The organism is Sinorhizobium sp. CB7 (genome assembly GCF_041357635.1).
GTDB lineage: Bacteria > Pseudomonadota > Alphaproteobacteria > Rhizobiales > Rhizobiaceae > Rhizobium.
Window position 1 is genome coordinate 280,416 of sequence record NZ_JAULLL010000002.1, and the last position, 14,540, is coordinate 294,955.

15 protein-coding genes are annotated in these 14,540 nt (G+C 58.9%); 11 read left to right on the forward strand and 4 right to left on the reverse strand.

The window, feature by feature from the left end:
• The first annotated feature begins 31 nt into the window (after positions 1-31).
• The 7 genes from AAE029_RS05500 to AAE029_RS05530 all read left to right on the forward strand — a co-directional run bounded on the left by AAE029_RS05500 (position 32) and on the right by AAE029_RS05530 (position 6,413).
• Positions 32-316 (forward strand): acyl carrier protein, encoded by a 285-nt coding sequence (locus AAE029_RS05500; RefSeq protein ID WP_003495848.1) that lies wholly within the window; start codon positions 32-34, stop codon positions 314-316.
• A 122-nt stretch (positions 317-438) separates the two neighbouring features.
• Positions 439-921, forward strand: coding sequence for a 3-hydroxyacyl-ACP dehydratase FabZ family protein (locus AAE029_RS05505; protein ID WP_371071795.1), 483 nt, complete (start codon positions 439-441; stop codon positions 919-921).
• A complete protein-coding gene (locus AAE029_RS05510) occupies positions 918-2,123 on the forward strand; it encodes a beta-ketoacyl-ACP synthase (RefSeq protein WP_371071796.1) in 1,206 nt (401 codons plus the stop codon). Before AAE029_RS05505 ends, AAE029_RS05510 begins: the two co-directional genes overlap by 4 nt.
• Before the next feature lie 13 nt (positions 2,124-2,136).
• The gene (locus AAE029_RS05515; protein WP_371071797.1) at positions 2,137-3,423 is read left to right on the forward strand and encodes a beta-ketoacyl-ACP synthase; all 1,287 of its coding nucleotides are present in this window, start codon (positions 2,137-2,139) and stop codon (positions 3,421-3,423) included.
• A gap of 58 nt (positions 3,424-3,481) precedes the next feature.
• Positions 3,482-4,510: a zinc-binding dehydrogenase gene (locus AAE029_RS05520; protein WP_371071798.1), complete on the forward strand. Its 1,029-nt coding sequence runs from the start codon at positions 3,482-3,484 to the stop codon at positions 4,508-4,510.
• A 4-nt stretch (positions 4,511-4,514) separates the two neighbouring features.
• Positions 4,515-5,450, forward strand: a complete 936-nt coding sequence (locus AAE029_RS05525; RefSeq protein WP_371071799.1) for a lipid A biosynthesis lauroyl acyltransferase — start codon at positions 4,515-4,517, stop codon at positions 5,448-5,450.
• Between the two features lie 243 nt (positions 5,451-5,693).
• Complete coding sequence (locus AAE029_RS05530; RefSeq protein ID WP_371071800.1) at positions 5,694-6,413, forward strand: PAS domain-containing protein; 720 nt, start codon at positions 5,694-5,696, stop codon at positions 6,411-6,413.
• Between the two features lie 14 nt (positions 6,414-6,427).
• Here the strand turns inward: AAE029_RS05530 and AAE029_RS05535 are convergent, their stop codons facing one another.
• The 3 genes from AAE029_RS05535 to AAE029_RS05545 all read right to left on the reverse strand — a co-directional run bounded on the left by AAE029_RS05535 (position 6,428) and on the right by AAE029_RS05545 (position 8,101).
• On the reverse strand, positions 6,428-6,781 hold the full coding sequence (locus AAE029_RS05535; protein ID WP_371071801.1) for a VOC family protein: 354 nt from the start codon (positions 6,779-6,781) through the stop codon (positions 6,428-6,430).
• Positions 6,782-6,793: 12 nt separating this feature from the next.
• Positions 6,794-7,192: an SRPBCC family protein gene (locus tag AAE029_RS05540; RefSeq protein WP_371071802.1), complete on the reverse strand. Its 399-nt coding sequence runs from the start codon at positions 7,190-7,192 to the stop codon at positions 6,794-6,796.
• Positions 7,193-7,291: 99 nt separating this feature from the next.
• A complete protein-coding gene (locus tag AAE029_RS05545; RefSeq protein ID WP_371071803.1) occupies positions 7,292-8,101 on the reverse strand; it encodes a DUF6597 domain-containing transcriptional factor in 810 nt (269 codons plus the stop codon).
• Positions 8,102-8,243: 142 nt separating this feature from the next.
• On the opposite strand from AAE029_RS05545, the gene gndA reads away from it, so the two are divergent.
• Positions 8,244-9,695, forward strand: coding sequence for an NADP-dependent phosphogluconate dehydrogenase (gndA, locus tag AAE029_RS05550; RefSeq protein ID WP_371071804.1), 1,452 nt, complete (start codon positions 8,244-8,246; stop codon positions 9,693-9,695).
• Positions 9,696-9,767: 72 nt separating this feature from the next.
• On the opposite strand, the gene AAE029_RS05555 is transcribed toward gndA, so the two are convergent.
• Positions 9,768-10,811: a LacI family transcriptional regulator gene (locus AAE029_RS05555; RefSeq protein WP_371071805.1), complete on the reverse strand. Its 1,044-nt coding sequence runs from the start codon at positions 10,809-10,811 to the stop codon at positions 9,768-9,770.
• A gap of 446 nt (positions 10,812-11,257) precedes the next feature.
• On the opposite strand from AAE029_RS05555, the gene AAE029_RS05560 reads away from it, so the two are divergent.
• The 3 genes from AAE029_RS05560 to AAE029_RS05570 all read left to right on the forward strand — a co-directional run bounded on the left by AAE029_RS05560 (position 11,258) and on the right by AAE029_RS05570 (position 14,538).
• The gene (locus AAE029_RS05560; protein WP_371071806.1) at positions 11,258-12,493 is read left to right on the forward strand and encodes an ABC transporter substrate-binding protein; all 1,236 of its coding nucleotides are present in this window, start codon (positions 11,258-11,260) and stop codon (positions 12,491-12,493) included.
• A 211-nt stretch (positions 12,494-12,704) separates the two neighbouring features.
• Entirely contained in the window at positions 12,705-13,610 is a 906-nt protein-coding gene (locus tag AAE029_RS05565) for a carbohydrate ABC transporter permease (protein WP_371071807.1), read from the forward strand.
• On the forward strand, positions 13,603-14,538 hold the full coding sequence (locus AAE029_RS05570) for a carbohydrate ABC transporter permease (RefSeq protein ID WP_371071808.1): 936 nt from the start codon (positions 13,603-13,605) through the stop codon (positions 14,536-14,538). Before AAE029_RS05565 ends, AAE029_RS05570 begins: the two co-directional genes overlap by 8 nt.
• The last annotated feature ends 2 nt before the right edge of the window (positions 14,539-14,540 follow it).

Here is a 14,540-nt window from a genome sequence, read left to right on the forward strand (position 1 = left end):
TGAGGAGGGTTGAATTGTCATTTCAAGAGGTATGGGCGTGACAGCTACATTCGACAAAGTTGCCGACATCATCGCAGAGACCAGCGAAATCGATCGCGAGACGATTACGCCGGAAAGTCACACGATTGATGATCTCGGTATCGACAGCCTCGACTTCCTTGATATCGTCTTCGCCATCGACAAGGAATTCGGGATCAAGATTCCGCTCGAGCAGTGGACGCAGGAAGTCAACGAGGGCAAGGTCTCGACCGAGGAATATTTCGTTCTGAAGAATCTCTGTGCCAAGATCGATGAACTGCGTGCAGCAAAGGGCTAAGCAACAATTTGATCTTTTGGACGCCCAGCCGCCCCGGAATATGGCGGCCGGGCGGTTTTGTTCCCAAGTAGGCGTATCCGATCCGAGCATGCTGATGCATTGAGATCGAGCCGGAGGATTCGATGCTGCTGGAATATTTCCAGATGATTGACAGGGTGGAAGCGGTCGATCTCGCCAATGGGGTTTTGGCGGCGCGCTCTGTCGTACCCGCCAAGAGCCCGGTCTTCGAGGGCCACTTTCCAGGCATGCCGCTCGTGCCGGGCGTACTGCTGATCGAGACCATGGCGCAGGCCTCGGGCATGCTGGTTCTTGCCGCGACCAATTTTGCGGCGATGCCATTCCTGATGTCGGTCGACGGCGCCAAGATGCGGACGTTCGTCGAGCCCGAGGCAGAACTCGAGATCGAAGCGCGTCTTGAGCATGATGGATCGGGCTTCGCCGTCACCAAGGCGAAGATCACGATGGCGGGCAAGAAGGTATGCGACGCGCAGTTGAAGCTGCGCACCATGCCTTTCAACGAAGTCCCGCTTGCAGATATTGTCAGAAAACGCGCCGGCGAGGTCGGGCTGCTCGAAGCGATTGCGGCGCAAGAGGTGCATGGATGAGCAAGGCTCAAAACGACGTTGTCATTACCGGAATCGGTATCGTCACCTGTCAGGGAGTCGGCAAGGACGCGCATGTCGCGATGCTGACCGCGGGCGAAGCGCCGAAAACCATCATAGAGACCGAGAAGTTCAAGCCTTATCCCGTGCATCCGCTGCCGGAAATCGATTGGTCGCAGCAGATTCCGAAACGGGGCGATCAGCGCCAGATGGAAACCTGGCAGCGCCTCGGGGTCTTCACCGCGGGTCTGGCACTGGAAGACGCCGGCTTCAAGGACGATCTCGAGGCCTGCGGTACCATGGACATGATCGTGGCCGCCGGCGGCGGCGAGCGCGACATCAATGTCGATACGCTGATCGTCAACGAAGGACTGAAGCGTAATGACCGCGAACTGCTCCTGAACGAGAAGCTGACGACAGAACTTCGTCCGACACTGTTCCTAGCGCAGCTTTCCAATCTGCTTGCCGGCAATATCTCGATCGTCCACAAAGTGACGGGCTCGTCGCGCACCTTCATGGGCGAGGAGGCTTCAGGCATTTCCGCGGTCGAGACGGCTTTCTTCCGCATCAAGTCTGGCGAATCGAGCCACGCTCTCGTCGGCGGTGCCTTCGCAGCGGAACGGATGGACATGATCCTGCTGTTTGAAGCCATAAACGCGCATGCACTCGGCGACTGGCATCCGCTTTGGTCGCGCAAGCCGGAAGATGGTGGCGGCATTGTCATGGGGTCACTCAGCGCTTTCCTCGTGCTGGAATCGCGGGCGCATGCGGAGGTGCGTGGCGCCCATATCTATGCCACTATCAACGCGGTCGAGGGTGATCGAGGCAATCGTGGTGACGGCAAGTTCGAAGCGCGGCTGGAGCGTCTACTTGACCATGCCAAGGACACCCCGCCCAAAGGAATGGTCGTATTCTCCGGCAATACAGGACAGCATGATCTCGCCGCCAGGGAAAAGGCGGTGCTGGAGGCGAAGCTGCCGCAGGCTGCTGTCCGCGGCTATGGCGGCGTTTCAGGTCACGGGTTGGAACCACAATTCCCCCTCGGCCTTGCTCTTGCGGCCCTCGCCGTGGCCAATGAAGCAAAGGTCCCAGCCTTCGATCCAGACCACGAGAAGCCGATGGATGCCGGTGCGCGCACCGCGATCGTGACCACCATCGGTCATGTGCGCGGCGAAGGCGTCGCAATTCTTTCCGCCGAAATGTGAGGAGTGACAGGTCATGACGACTTCCGCATACAAAGATCATCTCGGTCGCCCGGTCGTTGCCGTCACCGGCATGGGCATCATCACGTCGCTCGGCCAGGGACTGAAGGACAATTGGGATGCGCTGTCCTCCGGCACATCCGGAATCCACAAGATCAGCCGCTTTCCGACGGACGGACTTTCGACCCGCATTGCTGGAACAGTGGATTTTATCGACATTCCGGTCCCGAACGCCGTCGAGCGATCCTATGCCTTTGCCCGTGAGACGACCATCGAGGCGCTTGCGCAGGCGGGATTGTCCGGCGATTTCAACGGCCCGCTTTTTCTGGCCGCGCCGCCGATCGAACCGGAATGGAGCGCCCGTTTCGATCTCGGCGACCGCTCGCCGCCGGCTGACCATGACGGCGATGTCTATGAGCGTTTTCTCGCCGCCATGCGCCAGCGTCCGGATGCCGCCTTCCACGAGGCTGCATTGTTCGGCGCCATTTCCGAGCGCCTTTCCGATCGCTTTGGTACGCGCGGCCTGCCGGTGACTTTATCGACCGCGTGCGCGTCCGGCGTCACTGCGATCCAGCTCGGCATCGAGGCTATCCGCCAGGGCCGCACGACGCGGGCGCTGACCGTTGCCACCGACGGATCGCTCAGCGCCGAGGCGCTTATCCGCTTCTCGCTGCTCTCCGCATTGTCCACGCAGAACGAGCCGCCGACGAAGGCCTCCAAGCCCTTCAGCAAGGATCGCGACGGCTTCGTCATCGCCGAGGGTGCGGCAACACTGGTGCTGGAATCGCTGGAATCGGCCGTCGCGCGTGGCGCGAGGATCCTCGGGATCATGAAGGGCGCCGGCGACAAGGCGGATTCCTTCCACCGCACGCGTTCGTCGCCTGATGGCGGTCCGGCGATCGCGACGATCCGTGCAGCACTTGCCGACGCCGGTATCGACGAAACCGGTATCGGTTATATCAACGCACACGGCACCTCGACGCCGGAGAACGATAAGATGGAATACGGCTCCATGCTTGCCGTCTTCGGCGATTCGCTTTCGACTATTCCTGTGTCGTCCAACAAGTCGATGATCGGCCATACGCTGACTGCCGCGGGCGCTGTCGAAGCCGTGTTCTCGCTGCAGACCATGCTGACGGGGACATTGCCGCCGACGATCAACTATGTGAATCCGGATCCGACAATCGCGCTTGATGTCGTGCCGAACAAGAAACGCGAAAAGCAGGTTAATGCCGTGCTTTCGAACTCGTTCGGGTTCGGCGGGCAGAATGCCAGCCTTGTCATGACGCTCGAACCGGCTTAGAGGCTCAGTCGCCAAACAATCGAAGAGACACTGACGCCTCCGGGCGAGGGATTTTGTCATGCGCGCTTTACAACTGATTGACGATCGCAAGCTGGAAATCACCGACTTGCCGGAGCCGGAGGCGCCGGGTGCCGGCGAGGTGACGCTGCGGGTCAAAGCGGTGGCGCTGAACCATATCGACGTCTGGGGCTGGCGCGGCATGGCTTTCGCCAAGCGCAAGATGCCTCTCGTCATCGGAGCCGAAGCGGCAGGTGTCGTCGAGGCGATCGGACCGGGCGTCGCCAATGTGCTTCCGGGTCAACTCGTCTCGATCTACGGCGCGCGCACCTGCGGTCTCTGCCGAGCCTGTCGCGAAGGCCGCGACAATCTTTGCGAACATGTCGGTGGTGTGCACGGGTTCCATCTCGACGGCTTCGCGCAGGAAAAGGTCAACCTGCCGGCGCGGCTGCTGGTCCCGGCGCCTCCCGGCGTCGATGCGGTCGGCGCCGCTCTTGCGCCTGTGACCTTCGGCACCGTCGAACACATGCTTTTCGACAATGCGAAACTGGAGCCTGGCGAGACGATCCTCGTCCATGCCGGCGGTTCAGGCATTGGTACCGCGGCAATCCAGCTCGCCAAGAAGATCGGCTGCACGGTCATCACGACCGTCGGGTCCGACGACAAGATCGACAAGGCGAAGGCGCTTGGCGCCGATCATGTCATCAACTATCGCACAGACCGCTTCGAAGGCGTCGTGCGCAAGCTCACGAAGAAGAAGGGCGTTGATGTCGTCTTCGAACATGTCGGCAAGGACACCTGGGCCGGTTCGATGCTGTCGATGAAGCGCGGCGGCCGCCTCGTCACCTGCGGCTCGACCTCGGGTGTTTCGACTGACGTGAACCTGATGATGCTGTTCCAGCAACAACTGAAGCTGCTCGGCTCATTCGGCTGCCGCATGGAAAACATGGCGAACGCCATGCAGAAGATGGCGCGGGGTCTAGTGCATCCGGTCATCGATACCGAGGTTGGCTTCGACAATATCGACCGGGCGCTGGAGCGTATGGAATCGCGCCAGGTCTTCGGCAAGATCATCCTTAGGGTGGACTGACGGTTTGAAGCTCGTCATCGCCCGGATCGTGCTTTCACTAATGCGTTTTCAGCAATGGCTGATCGCGCAGATGATGTTCGCCTTCCTGAATTTCCTGAAACTGTTTCCTGCGGATTCGGCCATACGCCTGGCGGATGGGCTCACTCGGCGGATCGGCCCCCGCACTTTCCGGCATAAGCTGATGCTGACCAATCTGCGCAATGCCTTTCCGGAAAAGAGCGCAGAAGAGATCGAAGCGATCGCGCTTTCGAGTTGGGGCAACATGGGGCGGCTTGCCGCCGAGTATGTCTTTCTCGACCGGCTCTTCGACTTCGACCCATATCGCGAAGGGCAGGGGCGCGTCGAAGTTTCCGGTATTCCGATCTTTCTCGATCTGAGAGACAATCCGCGGCCTTTCATCGTTTTCACCGGTCATACCGCCAATTTCGAACTGTTGCCGGTGGCTGGTGCGGCCTTTGGCCTCCATGTCACCGTGCTCTTTCGTCCGCCCAACAACCCCTATGTCGCCGAAAAGGTCTTCTCGTTCCGCAGCGCACGCATGGGTAAGCTCGTGCCTTCGCATGCAGGTTCTTCGTTCGCTCTCGCCCGCCAGCTAGAAGCAGGGGCCGGGGTCGGCGTGCTCGTCGATCAAAAATTTCGCAAGGGGCTGAAGACGACCTTCTTCGGACAACCGGTCACGACCAATCCTTTGCTCCCGAAGCTGGTGCGCCAGTTTAATTGCGAAGTCTATCCCGCCCGCTGCATCCGTCTTCCAGGCAATCGTTACCGGCTTGAAATCGAGCCTAAAATGGAACTCCCGCGCGATGCCAAAGGTAATCTTGACCTTACGGCAACGGCGCAGATGCTGAACGATAAAGTCGAGAGCTGGGTTCGGCAGTATCCCGAACAATGGCTCTGGTATCACGATCGCTGGAATATAAAGCGTAAGCTCAAGGGATAAACGACAGCGCCGTTTACCTTTAGACGCACAAAGATCGCAGCAGCATTTTGGAATGCTGCATCTTTATGCAGTGGCCTCCCTAAAATTCACGGTATCGCGGCCGATTGAAGGTGAGGGAAGTTCATGTTATCCCACGACAAAATGGCAACGCATGCAAACAAGGCCAGGCAGTAACAGATAGGGGCTGTGCTGGCCAACAGTATATTTCAAAGAATATCAAAGAAAGCGATTTGGAGGGGCATTTTGCTCGCATTCGTCGAGGCTTTTTATTCAAAGTGCATGCAGATCCAGGAAGCCATCGAAGCTGGCGACGATGAATTGGTAAGCGCGCTCGATCGCGAATTGGAGCCTCTCGTGGCCGCTATCCTGGCGTTTCGGGCGGACAGCATCCCGGAAATCTATATACAGCTTCAGTTCATGAGCTACCTTATTCGCCATCAGGCGGCCGACAGCACCTGTGTCTTGCGGCATTCGACGGCGCTGTCATTTCTTCTGGATCGCTACTTCGGCGCACCACGGGACAGCGACGCGGAATTTCAGGCGTTTCTTCCGCAATTCGCGCCTTCGGCGGCCCGTCTGTTTTCGAACAATGACAATGCCTTTAACGGCGTCATCCTCGACAGCCTGCCCGATCGTGTCGCGGTGATAACGAAAGACTATCGATATCTCTATTCCAACCCTGCAAATGCTCTGTATCTCAACAGCAAGCCCGTCGAACTGATTGGTCGACATCTGGTCGAATTCATCGGGGAGGCGCGCTTCGAGCAGCAGGTGAGGGCAAGGCTCGATGCCTGCTTCGCCGGCGAGATAGTTGACTACAGCTATGAAGTCGAGTTGTCCGATGGCGGAATGAAGACAGTGCGCTGCCGGATGACTCCGTTCCGAGCCGCCCCGGACGAGATCGTCGGTGCTCTTATCGTTCTACAGGATATCGGCGTGAGACTTGAGGTGCTCGCGGCGTGATTGCTGCCTGATTTTCAATTCTTCGACCAGACCGCCAGTTCGTAACCGTCCTTGTCGGCGAAGTGGAAACGACGACCACCGGGAAAGCTATAGATTGGTCGCAGGATTCGGCCGCCGGCAGCCTCGACCCTTGCGCATGCCGCCTCCAAATCGTCCGCATAGAGGATCACGAGCGGTCCGCCAGTCCGGACGGGACCGAGCGTCGTGAAACCTCCCGTCAGCCGTCCGTCGGCGAATTCACAATATTCCGGTCCATAGTCGGTGAAAGTCCAGCCGAAGGCCGTGCCGTAGAAAGCCTTGGCCGCAGCAATATCGGCCACGTTGAATTCGATATAGTCGATCTTGCGGTCATTGCCTTCGGTGGCCATCTTTTTTCCTTTCTATCGTTCCATCAGCGTCTTCAGCGTCGTCAGATCTTTCTGTATGTGGGCTGCATCGGCGGCAAACTGTTCATCGGTCACGTCGGGCATTCTGAGCAGCGTGAACATCACTTCGCATCCGTCGCCGTTTGGCACGACGCGCAGAGCGTTGTAGACCCGCAATCCGGATTCGATCGTCACCGTGTGGTCGAGCACACCGAATTCGTTTTGCGGCACGAAGCTGACGCGGACAGTTCCAATAATGCCGCGGCCGATCCAATCATCGCCGTCACGCTCCAGACCTGAGGCAAGCCCCGAGGCCCAGAGAGGCATGTTCTCGGGTTGCGCCGCGAAGCTGTAAACCTCCCGCCAATCCCGATCGATGGAGGTATGAATGATTCGTGCCATCATGGTGGACATGTGGGTCTCCTTGTCTCTCATTATCGCTGCGAAACGTGGCCAGGTCTTGAACAAAACGGCCAACCGATGCTGGAGCGCCTTGCGTCCGTCAGGACGCTCCTAGAACGCTCCATTGCCGAGAGGTGGGCGCTGGAGCTGCTGCAGGATCTCGCGAGGCGTGAGACAAGAGAGCAGGCGGACTTCACGTGTCATATGCGCCTGGTCGGCATATCCGGTATCGATAGCGAGAGCCGCAAGCGTGGTCTCCGGAGATTGCTGGCCAAGCGCAAGGAACCGCTGGAAGCGCAAAATGCGCTCGAGTGTCTTCGGTCCGTAGCCGAAAATCTCGTAGCAGCGTCTGCGCAGGCTGCGCTCGCTAATCCCGAGTTCTTTAGAGAGATGGGCGACGGTCTCCTTTTGTCGGCTCAAGAGGTCGAAAGCAACCCGCGTCTCACGCGGGAGGGCACGAGCGTTGACCAATCTCTGTTCCAGTGCGTGGCAGAGCGTGAAAAGGCGCTGCCGGTCCGATCGGCACTCGCCCACCCGCTGGCCGATATCTCGGGCTGCCTTTCCCCAGAGATCATCGAGGGGAAGTGTGCGGCCCACGATCTCGGACAGAGGCAGACCCAACCAGGAGAATGCCGATCCGGGATGGAACCGCATACCCGTAATCCTCATGCCATCCGAGAGCATGGGAAACGCGGCGGTCCTGTCTGGACCGACCACCATCAGCTCGCCTCCGGTCCAGATGATGTCGCAGCAGCCGTCGGGCACAACGGCAATGTCGCAGGTAGGGGTCTTTCCGATTTCATGGATCCAGGCGCAACGGAAATGATCCGCCAGCGCGGCAGGAGGCAACATCTCTTCATAGCGTCCGACGCGCGATGCCAAAAGCGGTGTCAAAGCTGCGTCCTGCATGGGTTCGGTCATAACGTTATCGTTCTGCAGTGGTGGCAACAATTGTAAAGCAATGTCCTCGACATGGCGACTTCGATGACCCGCACTTCCAGTATGAAACAGGCCTTCCGAGGCTTGCCGTCCGATCGATAGAGTGCCACAACACCGGTCCTGAATGACTCATCGGAGGTTTGTCGTGGAAAAGGCAGAAATCGGACTGATCGGTCTTGCTGTCATGGGCTCCAACCTGGCGCTCAACATTGCTGAAAAAGGCAACAAGATCGCAGTATTCAATCGCACTCCTGAGAAAACGGATGAATTCTACGCCAGCGCAGGCGCGCTGCAGGAGCAGATCATTCCCTGCAAGACGATCGAGGAGTTCGTCGATTCCATCCGGCCACCGCGCCCGATCATCATCATGATCAAGGCGGGCGATGCCGTCGACCAGCAGATGGAGGCGCTGCGCCCGCATCTGTCCAAGGGCGACATCATGATCGATGCCGGCAACGCCAACTTCCGTGACACGGTCGCTCGCTTCGAGCGCCTCAAGGACACCGGCCTGACCTTCATCGGCATGGGCGTTTCCGGGGGCGAAGAAGGTGCGCGCCATGGTCCGTCAATCATGGTCGGCGGCACGGAGGAATCCTATAAGCGCGTCGAAAAGGTGCTGACGTCGATTGCAGCCAAATACAACAATGATCCGTGCTGCGCATGGCTCGGCAATGACGGCGCCGGCCATTTCGTCAAGACGATCCATAACGGCATCGAATATGCCGACATGCAGATGATCGCCGAAATCTACGGCATCCTGCGCGACGGTCTCGGCAAGAAGGCGGCTGAAATCAGCGAAATTTTCGGTGCCTGGAACAAGGGCAGGCTGAATTCCTATCTGATCGAGATTACCGAAAAGGTATTGGCAGCAACCGACCCGGCTTCGGGCGGGCCGATGGTCGATATGATCCTCGACAAGGCGGGCCAGAAGGGCACCGGCAAGTGGTCGGCGATCGAGGCCCAGAACATGGGTATTCCGGCAACCGCCATCGAGGCCGCCGTCGCGGCCCGCAGCATCTCCTCGATGAAGAGCCAGCGCGAAGCCGCCGAGAAGATCTTCGGAGCGCCGAAATACGAGTTCCCGATCGCCTACGGTCCCGAACTGAACAAGGATCTGGAACTTGCGCTCTTCGCCGCCAAGATCGGCGCCTATGCCCAGGGTTTTGCGGTAATGGCTGAAGCCTCGCGCGAATTCAACTGGTCGCTGCCCATGCCTGTCATCGCCAAGATCTGGCGCGCCGGCTGCATCATCCGCTCGCAATTCCTCGACGAAATCACCAGTGCCTTCACAAAGTCACCGGATGCCGCAAACCTGGTTGTCACGCCGGCCTTCTCCGAAATGGTCAAGGAATCGATCCCGGCGCTTCGCCGTATCGTTGCGGCAGCCGTCTCCGCCGGTCTTCCGGTTCCCGCACTTGCTTCGGCGTTGACTTATTTCGATGCCTATCGTCAGGGCAGGGGCACGGCGAACCTCATTCAGGCCCAACGCGACTTCTTTGGCGCCCACGGTTTCGACCGGCTCGACGGCAAGGACCTGCATCATGGCCCGTGGGGAAGCGGCGCCGCGATCTTCTAGAACGGGATCGTGCCAATGTGCGATGCATCGCACTCAGGAGACAGCCCGGCCGCAGCGTCGGGCTTTTTGTTGCTATTTGCGGTTCTCAGGCCATACGGGAGCACTGATGCTCTGCAAAAGCTCGGGCTCGACACCATCGATCCGGGCGATAACCGCCTTGGCAAGTTCCCGGCCGGCATGGCGAACGTCCTCGAAAATGGTCATGATCTCAGGCCTGATCCAGTTAAGGATGGTGGACGATTGTTTGGCCACCATATCCACATCCTTGCCGAGCCTTTTGCCCGCCGCCTCGATCCCGGCATTGACGGCGATCGCGCCGCTGCCGCTCGAGCATACGATGCCATCAGGCGCGTTCGGCGAGCGCATCAGCGCCTCGACGGCATCGCGGATATCGTTAAGCGGCGTGTCGATCGTGACCCTGAGCGGGATCTCCTCGGCACCGTAGTCGTGCAGCCCGGTCTGGAAGCCGATGCGAGTGTGCGAATAGAAGGACAGCTTGCTCGGGGGCTGCAGCAGCGCGATGCGCCGCCGCCCCTTGAGCACGAGCGATTTCACCGCCTCATGGGCGAAAGCCTCGTTGTCAAAATCGTGGAAGGGATGAACGAGCCCCATATCCGTCCGCCCATGGGTGGCAAACGGCATGTTGCGTTCAGACAGGAGCCGGACGCGCGGATCGTCAGGTTCGATGCGGGAAATGATGACGCCGTCCGCCGAACCGGTATCCAGGATATAGCGCACGGGAACCATCGGGTCCCGGCTGTGCGAGTGTGGGGTGACCACCAGATGATATTGGGTCCCAGTCAGCACTTCCGAAATACCGAAGACCATCTGGCTGGTGAAGCCCATGATTTCCTCGTCGATACTGAGGACGAGCGCAATGACATTGGTCTTGCCGGTTCTGAGGCGCACGCCGGCCCGGTTCGGCTGATAGCCGAGCTGCCGCGCGACCATGCGCACCCGTTCTTTGGTCTCGGCACCGATATCAGGGGCATCTTTCAGTGCCCGCGAGACCGTCGTTACGCCTAGTCCGGTCATGAATGCGATCGTCTTCAGGGTCGGCCGTTCCTGCGAGATCGGCGATGCCGTCCTGTTTCCCAAATTTCCTTTGCTGTTCATCCCTTTACGCCGTTCTTCGCCATTCATCCGCTTATATTTGCTTTTGACCGTGTCGCAAGCACGGGCGCCGGAACCGCTCCCCCTGTCCTCATAAACTGTAACGATACAGTGAAAATGTCGAGTACTTTTTATGATAGGAAATCTGCAACGGTACTTGGCGGTGAAAGCTGTGGAGATGATCTCAATCTTTTGCAGCTGCGAAGACAGGCCGATGAACCGGTTGAAGTTATTTTCCAAATATCTTTGTTATTTCAAGTAACTATGTCAAAATTTCCGCATGCGGCTTGACGGACTCGATCTGGCTCATATTTCCATTCGCGCTGATCGCCGCACAGGCTATGGTGGCAAATTCCGCGGCTAAGGAAAATTTTAGGAGCGGGCTGTTGCGTGGTCAGATCGTTTGAATTAAGTTTTTTCGGCAACGTTACAGTGAGGGAGGAAAACTCATGAATATTCGTTTGATGGCGGCCATGTTCGCTGCCTCCGTGGCAATTCCCGCCGGCGTCGCGAACGCCACCGATCTCGAAGTCACTCATTGGTGGACCTCGGGCGGCGAGGCTGCTGCCGTGGCAGAGCTCGCAAAGGCATTCGACGCGACCGGCAACCATTGGGTCGACGGCGCAATTGCCGGTGCCGGCAGTACCGCGCGTCCGATCATGATCAGCCGCATCACCGGCGGTGACCCGATGGGCGCGACGCAGTTCAACCATGGCCGTCAGGCGGAAGAACTCGTCCAGGCCGGCCTGATGCGCGACCTGACCGATGTCGCGACCGCGGAGCACTGGAAGGATATCGTGCGTCCGTCGAGCCTGCTCGATTCCTGCACGATCGACGGCAAGATCTACTGCGTACCGGTCAACATCCACTCCTGGCAGTGGCTCTGGCTGTCTAACAAGGCATTCGCCGACGCCGGCGTGCCGGTGCCGAAGAACTGGGACGAGTTCGTCGCGGCGGCCCCCGCGCTCCAAAAGGCCGGAAAGATTCCGCTGGCGCTCGGTGGCCAGCCCTGGCAGTCCTCCGGCGCCTTCGACGTGCTGTTGCTGGCGATCGCCGGCAAGGACACGTTCCTGAAGGTGTTCCACGACAAGGACGCCGAGGTGGCCGCTGGTCCCGAGATCGCCAAAGTGTTCAAAGCGGCCGATGATGCACGCAAGATGGCGAAGGGCAGCAACGTTCAAGACTGGAACCAGGCAACCAACTTGGTGATCACCGGCAAGGCCGGCGGTCAGATCATGGGCGATTGGGCGCAGGGCGAGTTCCAGGTGGCCGGTCAGGTCGCCGGCAAGGATTATACCTGCCTGCCTGGCCTCGGCGTGACCGATATCATCGCAACCGGCGGCGACGCCTTCTACTTCCCGCTTCTGAAGGACCCCGAAAAAGCCAAGGCGCAGGAAGCGCTTGCCTCGACGCTGCTTGACCCGAAGACGCAGGTCGCCTTCAACCTCAAGAAGGGTTCCCTGCCGGTGCGCGGCGACGTCGATCTCGGAGCGGCCAACGACTGCATGAAAAAGGGTCTCGACATTCTTGCGAAGGGAAATGTGGTCTCCTGGACCGACCAGTTGCTGTCCGCTGACAGCCAGAATCAGAAAAACGATCTCTTCTCCGAGTTCTTCGCAAATCCGTCGATGACGCCGGAAGATGCTCAGAAGCGCTTCGCTGACATCATCGCTTCTGCCGACTGATCGCTGCATTCCGATGCTGTTGCGATCCGGCTCCGCCCTGTGGAGCCGGATCTGCCCGGAACTCCTATCATGAACCGGTAGCGGCAGCGTCCGCGGCAGGGCTGCGCTGATGTGGCGGTTCGGTCGCGGCATGGAAGTAAGAAGAGGAGGCGACCGGCAGACGGTGCGCCGCTCTGGATCACAGAGGAATTGCGATTCAGGAGGAGTCATAATGACGGGTCAAGCGAAAGCACGCCGGCCAAATCAGTTACTGCGCAATCTGAACTCGAAGATTGCATCTATCCCCATGATTCTTACCGCCCTTGTTATCTTTCTCGGCGGCACGCTCTGGACGGTATTCTATTCATTCACCAACTCGAAGCTCCTCCCGCGGTTGAGCTTCGTCGGTTTAGATCAGTACAAGCGCCTTTGGGCTGCTCCCCGCTGGATCGTCTCGATCGAGAACCTTGCCGTGTACGGCATTCTTTCTCTTATCTTCAGCCTCGTGATCGGCTTCGTCCTGGCCGCGCTGATGGACCAGAAGATCCGTTTCGAGAACACGTTTCGCACGATCTTCCTTTATCCCTTCGCCCTGTCCTTCATTGTAACAGGCCTTGTCTGGCAATGGATCCTTAATCCCGAGTTCGGCGTCCAGTCCGTGGTGCGCTCGCTTGGCTGGACGAGCTTCACCTTCGACCCGCTCTATACGCCCAGCATTGTCATCTACGGCATCCTCATCGCCGCCCTCTGGCAGGGCACGGGCCTCGTCATGTGCCTGATGCTTGCGGGACTACGCGGTATTGACGAAGACATCTGGAAGGCTGCCCGCGTTGACGGCATTCCGATGTGGAAGACCTATCTCTTCATCGTCATTCCGATGATGCGGCCGGTCTTCATCACCACGCTCGTCATCATCACGAGCGGCATCGTCAAGGTCTATGACCTCGTCGTCGCCCAGACCAGCGGCGGTCCCGGCATCGCGTCGGAAGTGCCCGCGAAATACGTCTACGACTACATGTTCCAGGCTCAGAATCTGGGGCAGGGCTTTGCGGCCTCGACTATGATGCTGATCACGGTTGCGATCATCATCATTCCCTGGGCGTATCTGGAATTCGGAGGAGGGCGTAAGCATGCCTGACGTTATTGCTCTCAAGACCGCCGATAGCAGCGTGTCGGAAAAATCCTTCTCGGGTCCGAGCGGACCGAAACCGAAGCCGGTGTTATCTCCACGCAACATCATGCTCTATGGCACTCTCTTCGTGGCCGCGGCATATTACCTGCTTCCGCTTTACGTGATGATCGTCACTTCCCTGAAAGGGATGCCGGAGATCCGTCTCGGCAATATCTTCTCGCCACCTGTCGAAATCACGTTCGAGCCCTGGGTGAAGGCCTGGGCGACCGCCTGCACGGGTCTCAACTGCGACGGGCTTTCGCGCGGCTTCTGGAATTCGGTCCGCATCACCGTTCCCTCGGTGGTCCTCTCGATCGCCATTGCCTCGGTCAACGGCTATGCGCTGGCCAACTGGCGCTTCAAGGGAGCCGAGCTCTTCTTCTCGATCCTCGTCATCGGCGCCTTCATTCCCTACCAGGTCATGATCTATCCGATCGTCATCGTGCTGCGCGAAATCGGCATCTATGGAACGCTGACGGGTCTCATTATCGTGCACAGCATCTTCGGCATGCCGATCCTGACGCTCCTGTTCCGCAACTATTTTGCATCGTTGCCACAGGAGTTGTTCAAGGCTGCGCGTATCGACGGAGCGGGCTTCTGGCAGATCTTCTTCAAGATCATGCTGCCCATGTCACTGCCGATCTTCGTGGTCGCCATGATCCTGCAGGTCACCGGTATCTGGAACGACTTCCTGTTCGGTGTCGTCTTCACCAGGCCCGACACATATCCGATGACCGTCCAGCTCAACAACATTGTCAATTCTGTCCAGGGCGTGAAGGAATACAACGTCAACATGGCCGCAACGATCCTGACGGGTCTGGTGCCGCTCGTTGTCTACTTCGTATCGGGACGACTTTTCGTCCGCGGCATCGCCGCTGGCGCAGTGAAAGGCTGATC

Excerpts from the sequence above, each read along its gene's own strand:
- AAE029_RS05500 (WP_003495848.1), top strand. The coding sequence starts at position 32 with ATGGGCGTGACAGCTACATTCGACAAAGTTGCCGACATCATCGCAGAG.
- AAE029_RS05505 (WP_371071795.1), top strand. The coding sequence starts at position 439 with ATGCTGCTGGAATATTTCCAGATGATTGACAGGGTGGAAGCGGTCGAT.
- AAE029_RS05510 (WP_371071796.1), top strand. The coding sequence starts at position 918 with ATGAGCAAGGCTCAAAACGACGTTGTCATTACCGGAATCGGTATCGTC.
- AAE029_RS05515 (WP_371071797.1), top strand. The coding sequence starts at position 2,137 with ATGACGACTTCCGCATACAAAGATCATCTCGGTCGCCCGGTCGTTGCC.
- AAE029_RS05520 (WP_371071798.1), top strand. The coding sequence starts at position 3,482 with ATGCGCGCTTTACAACTGATTGACGATCGCAAGCTGGAAATCACCGAC.
- AAE029_RS05535 (WP_371071801.1), bottom strand. The coding sequence starts at position 6,781 with ATGGCCACCGAAGGCAATGACCGCAAGATCGACTATATCGAATTCAAC.
- AAE029_RS05540 (WP_371071802.1), bottom strand. The coding sequence starts at position 7,192 with ATGTCCACCATGATGGCACGAATCATTCATACCTCCATCGATCGGGAT.
- AAE029_RS05545 (WP_371071803.1), bottom strand. The coding sequence starts at position 8,101 with ATGACCGAACCCATGCAGGACGCAGCTTTGACACCGCTTTTGGCATCG.
- gndA (WP_371071804.1), top strand. The coding sequence starts at position 8,244 with ATGACTCATCGGAGGTTTGTCGTGGAAAAGGCAGAAATCGGACTGATC.
- AAE029_RS05555 (WP_371071805.1), bottom strand. The coding sequence starts at position 10,811 with ATGAACAGCAAAGGAAATTTGGGAAACAGGACGGCATCGCCGATCTCG.
- AAE029_RS05560 (WP_371071806.1), top strand. The coding sequence starts at position 11,258 with ATGAATATTCGTTTGATGGCGGCCATGTTCGCTGCCTCCGTGGCAATT.
- AAE029_RS05565 (WP_371071807.1), top strand. The coding sequence starts at position 12,705 with ATGACGGGTCAAGCGAAAGCACGCCGGCCAAATCAGTTACTGCGCAAT.
- AAE029_RS05570 (WP_371071808.1), top strand. The coding sequence starts at position 13,603 with ATGCCTGACGTTATTGCTCTCAAGACCGCCGATAGCAGCGTGTCGGAA.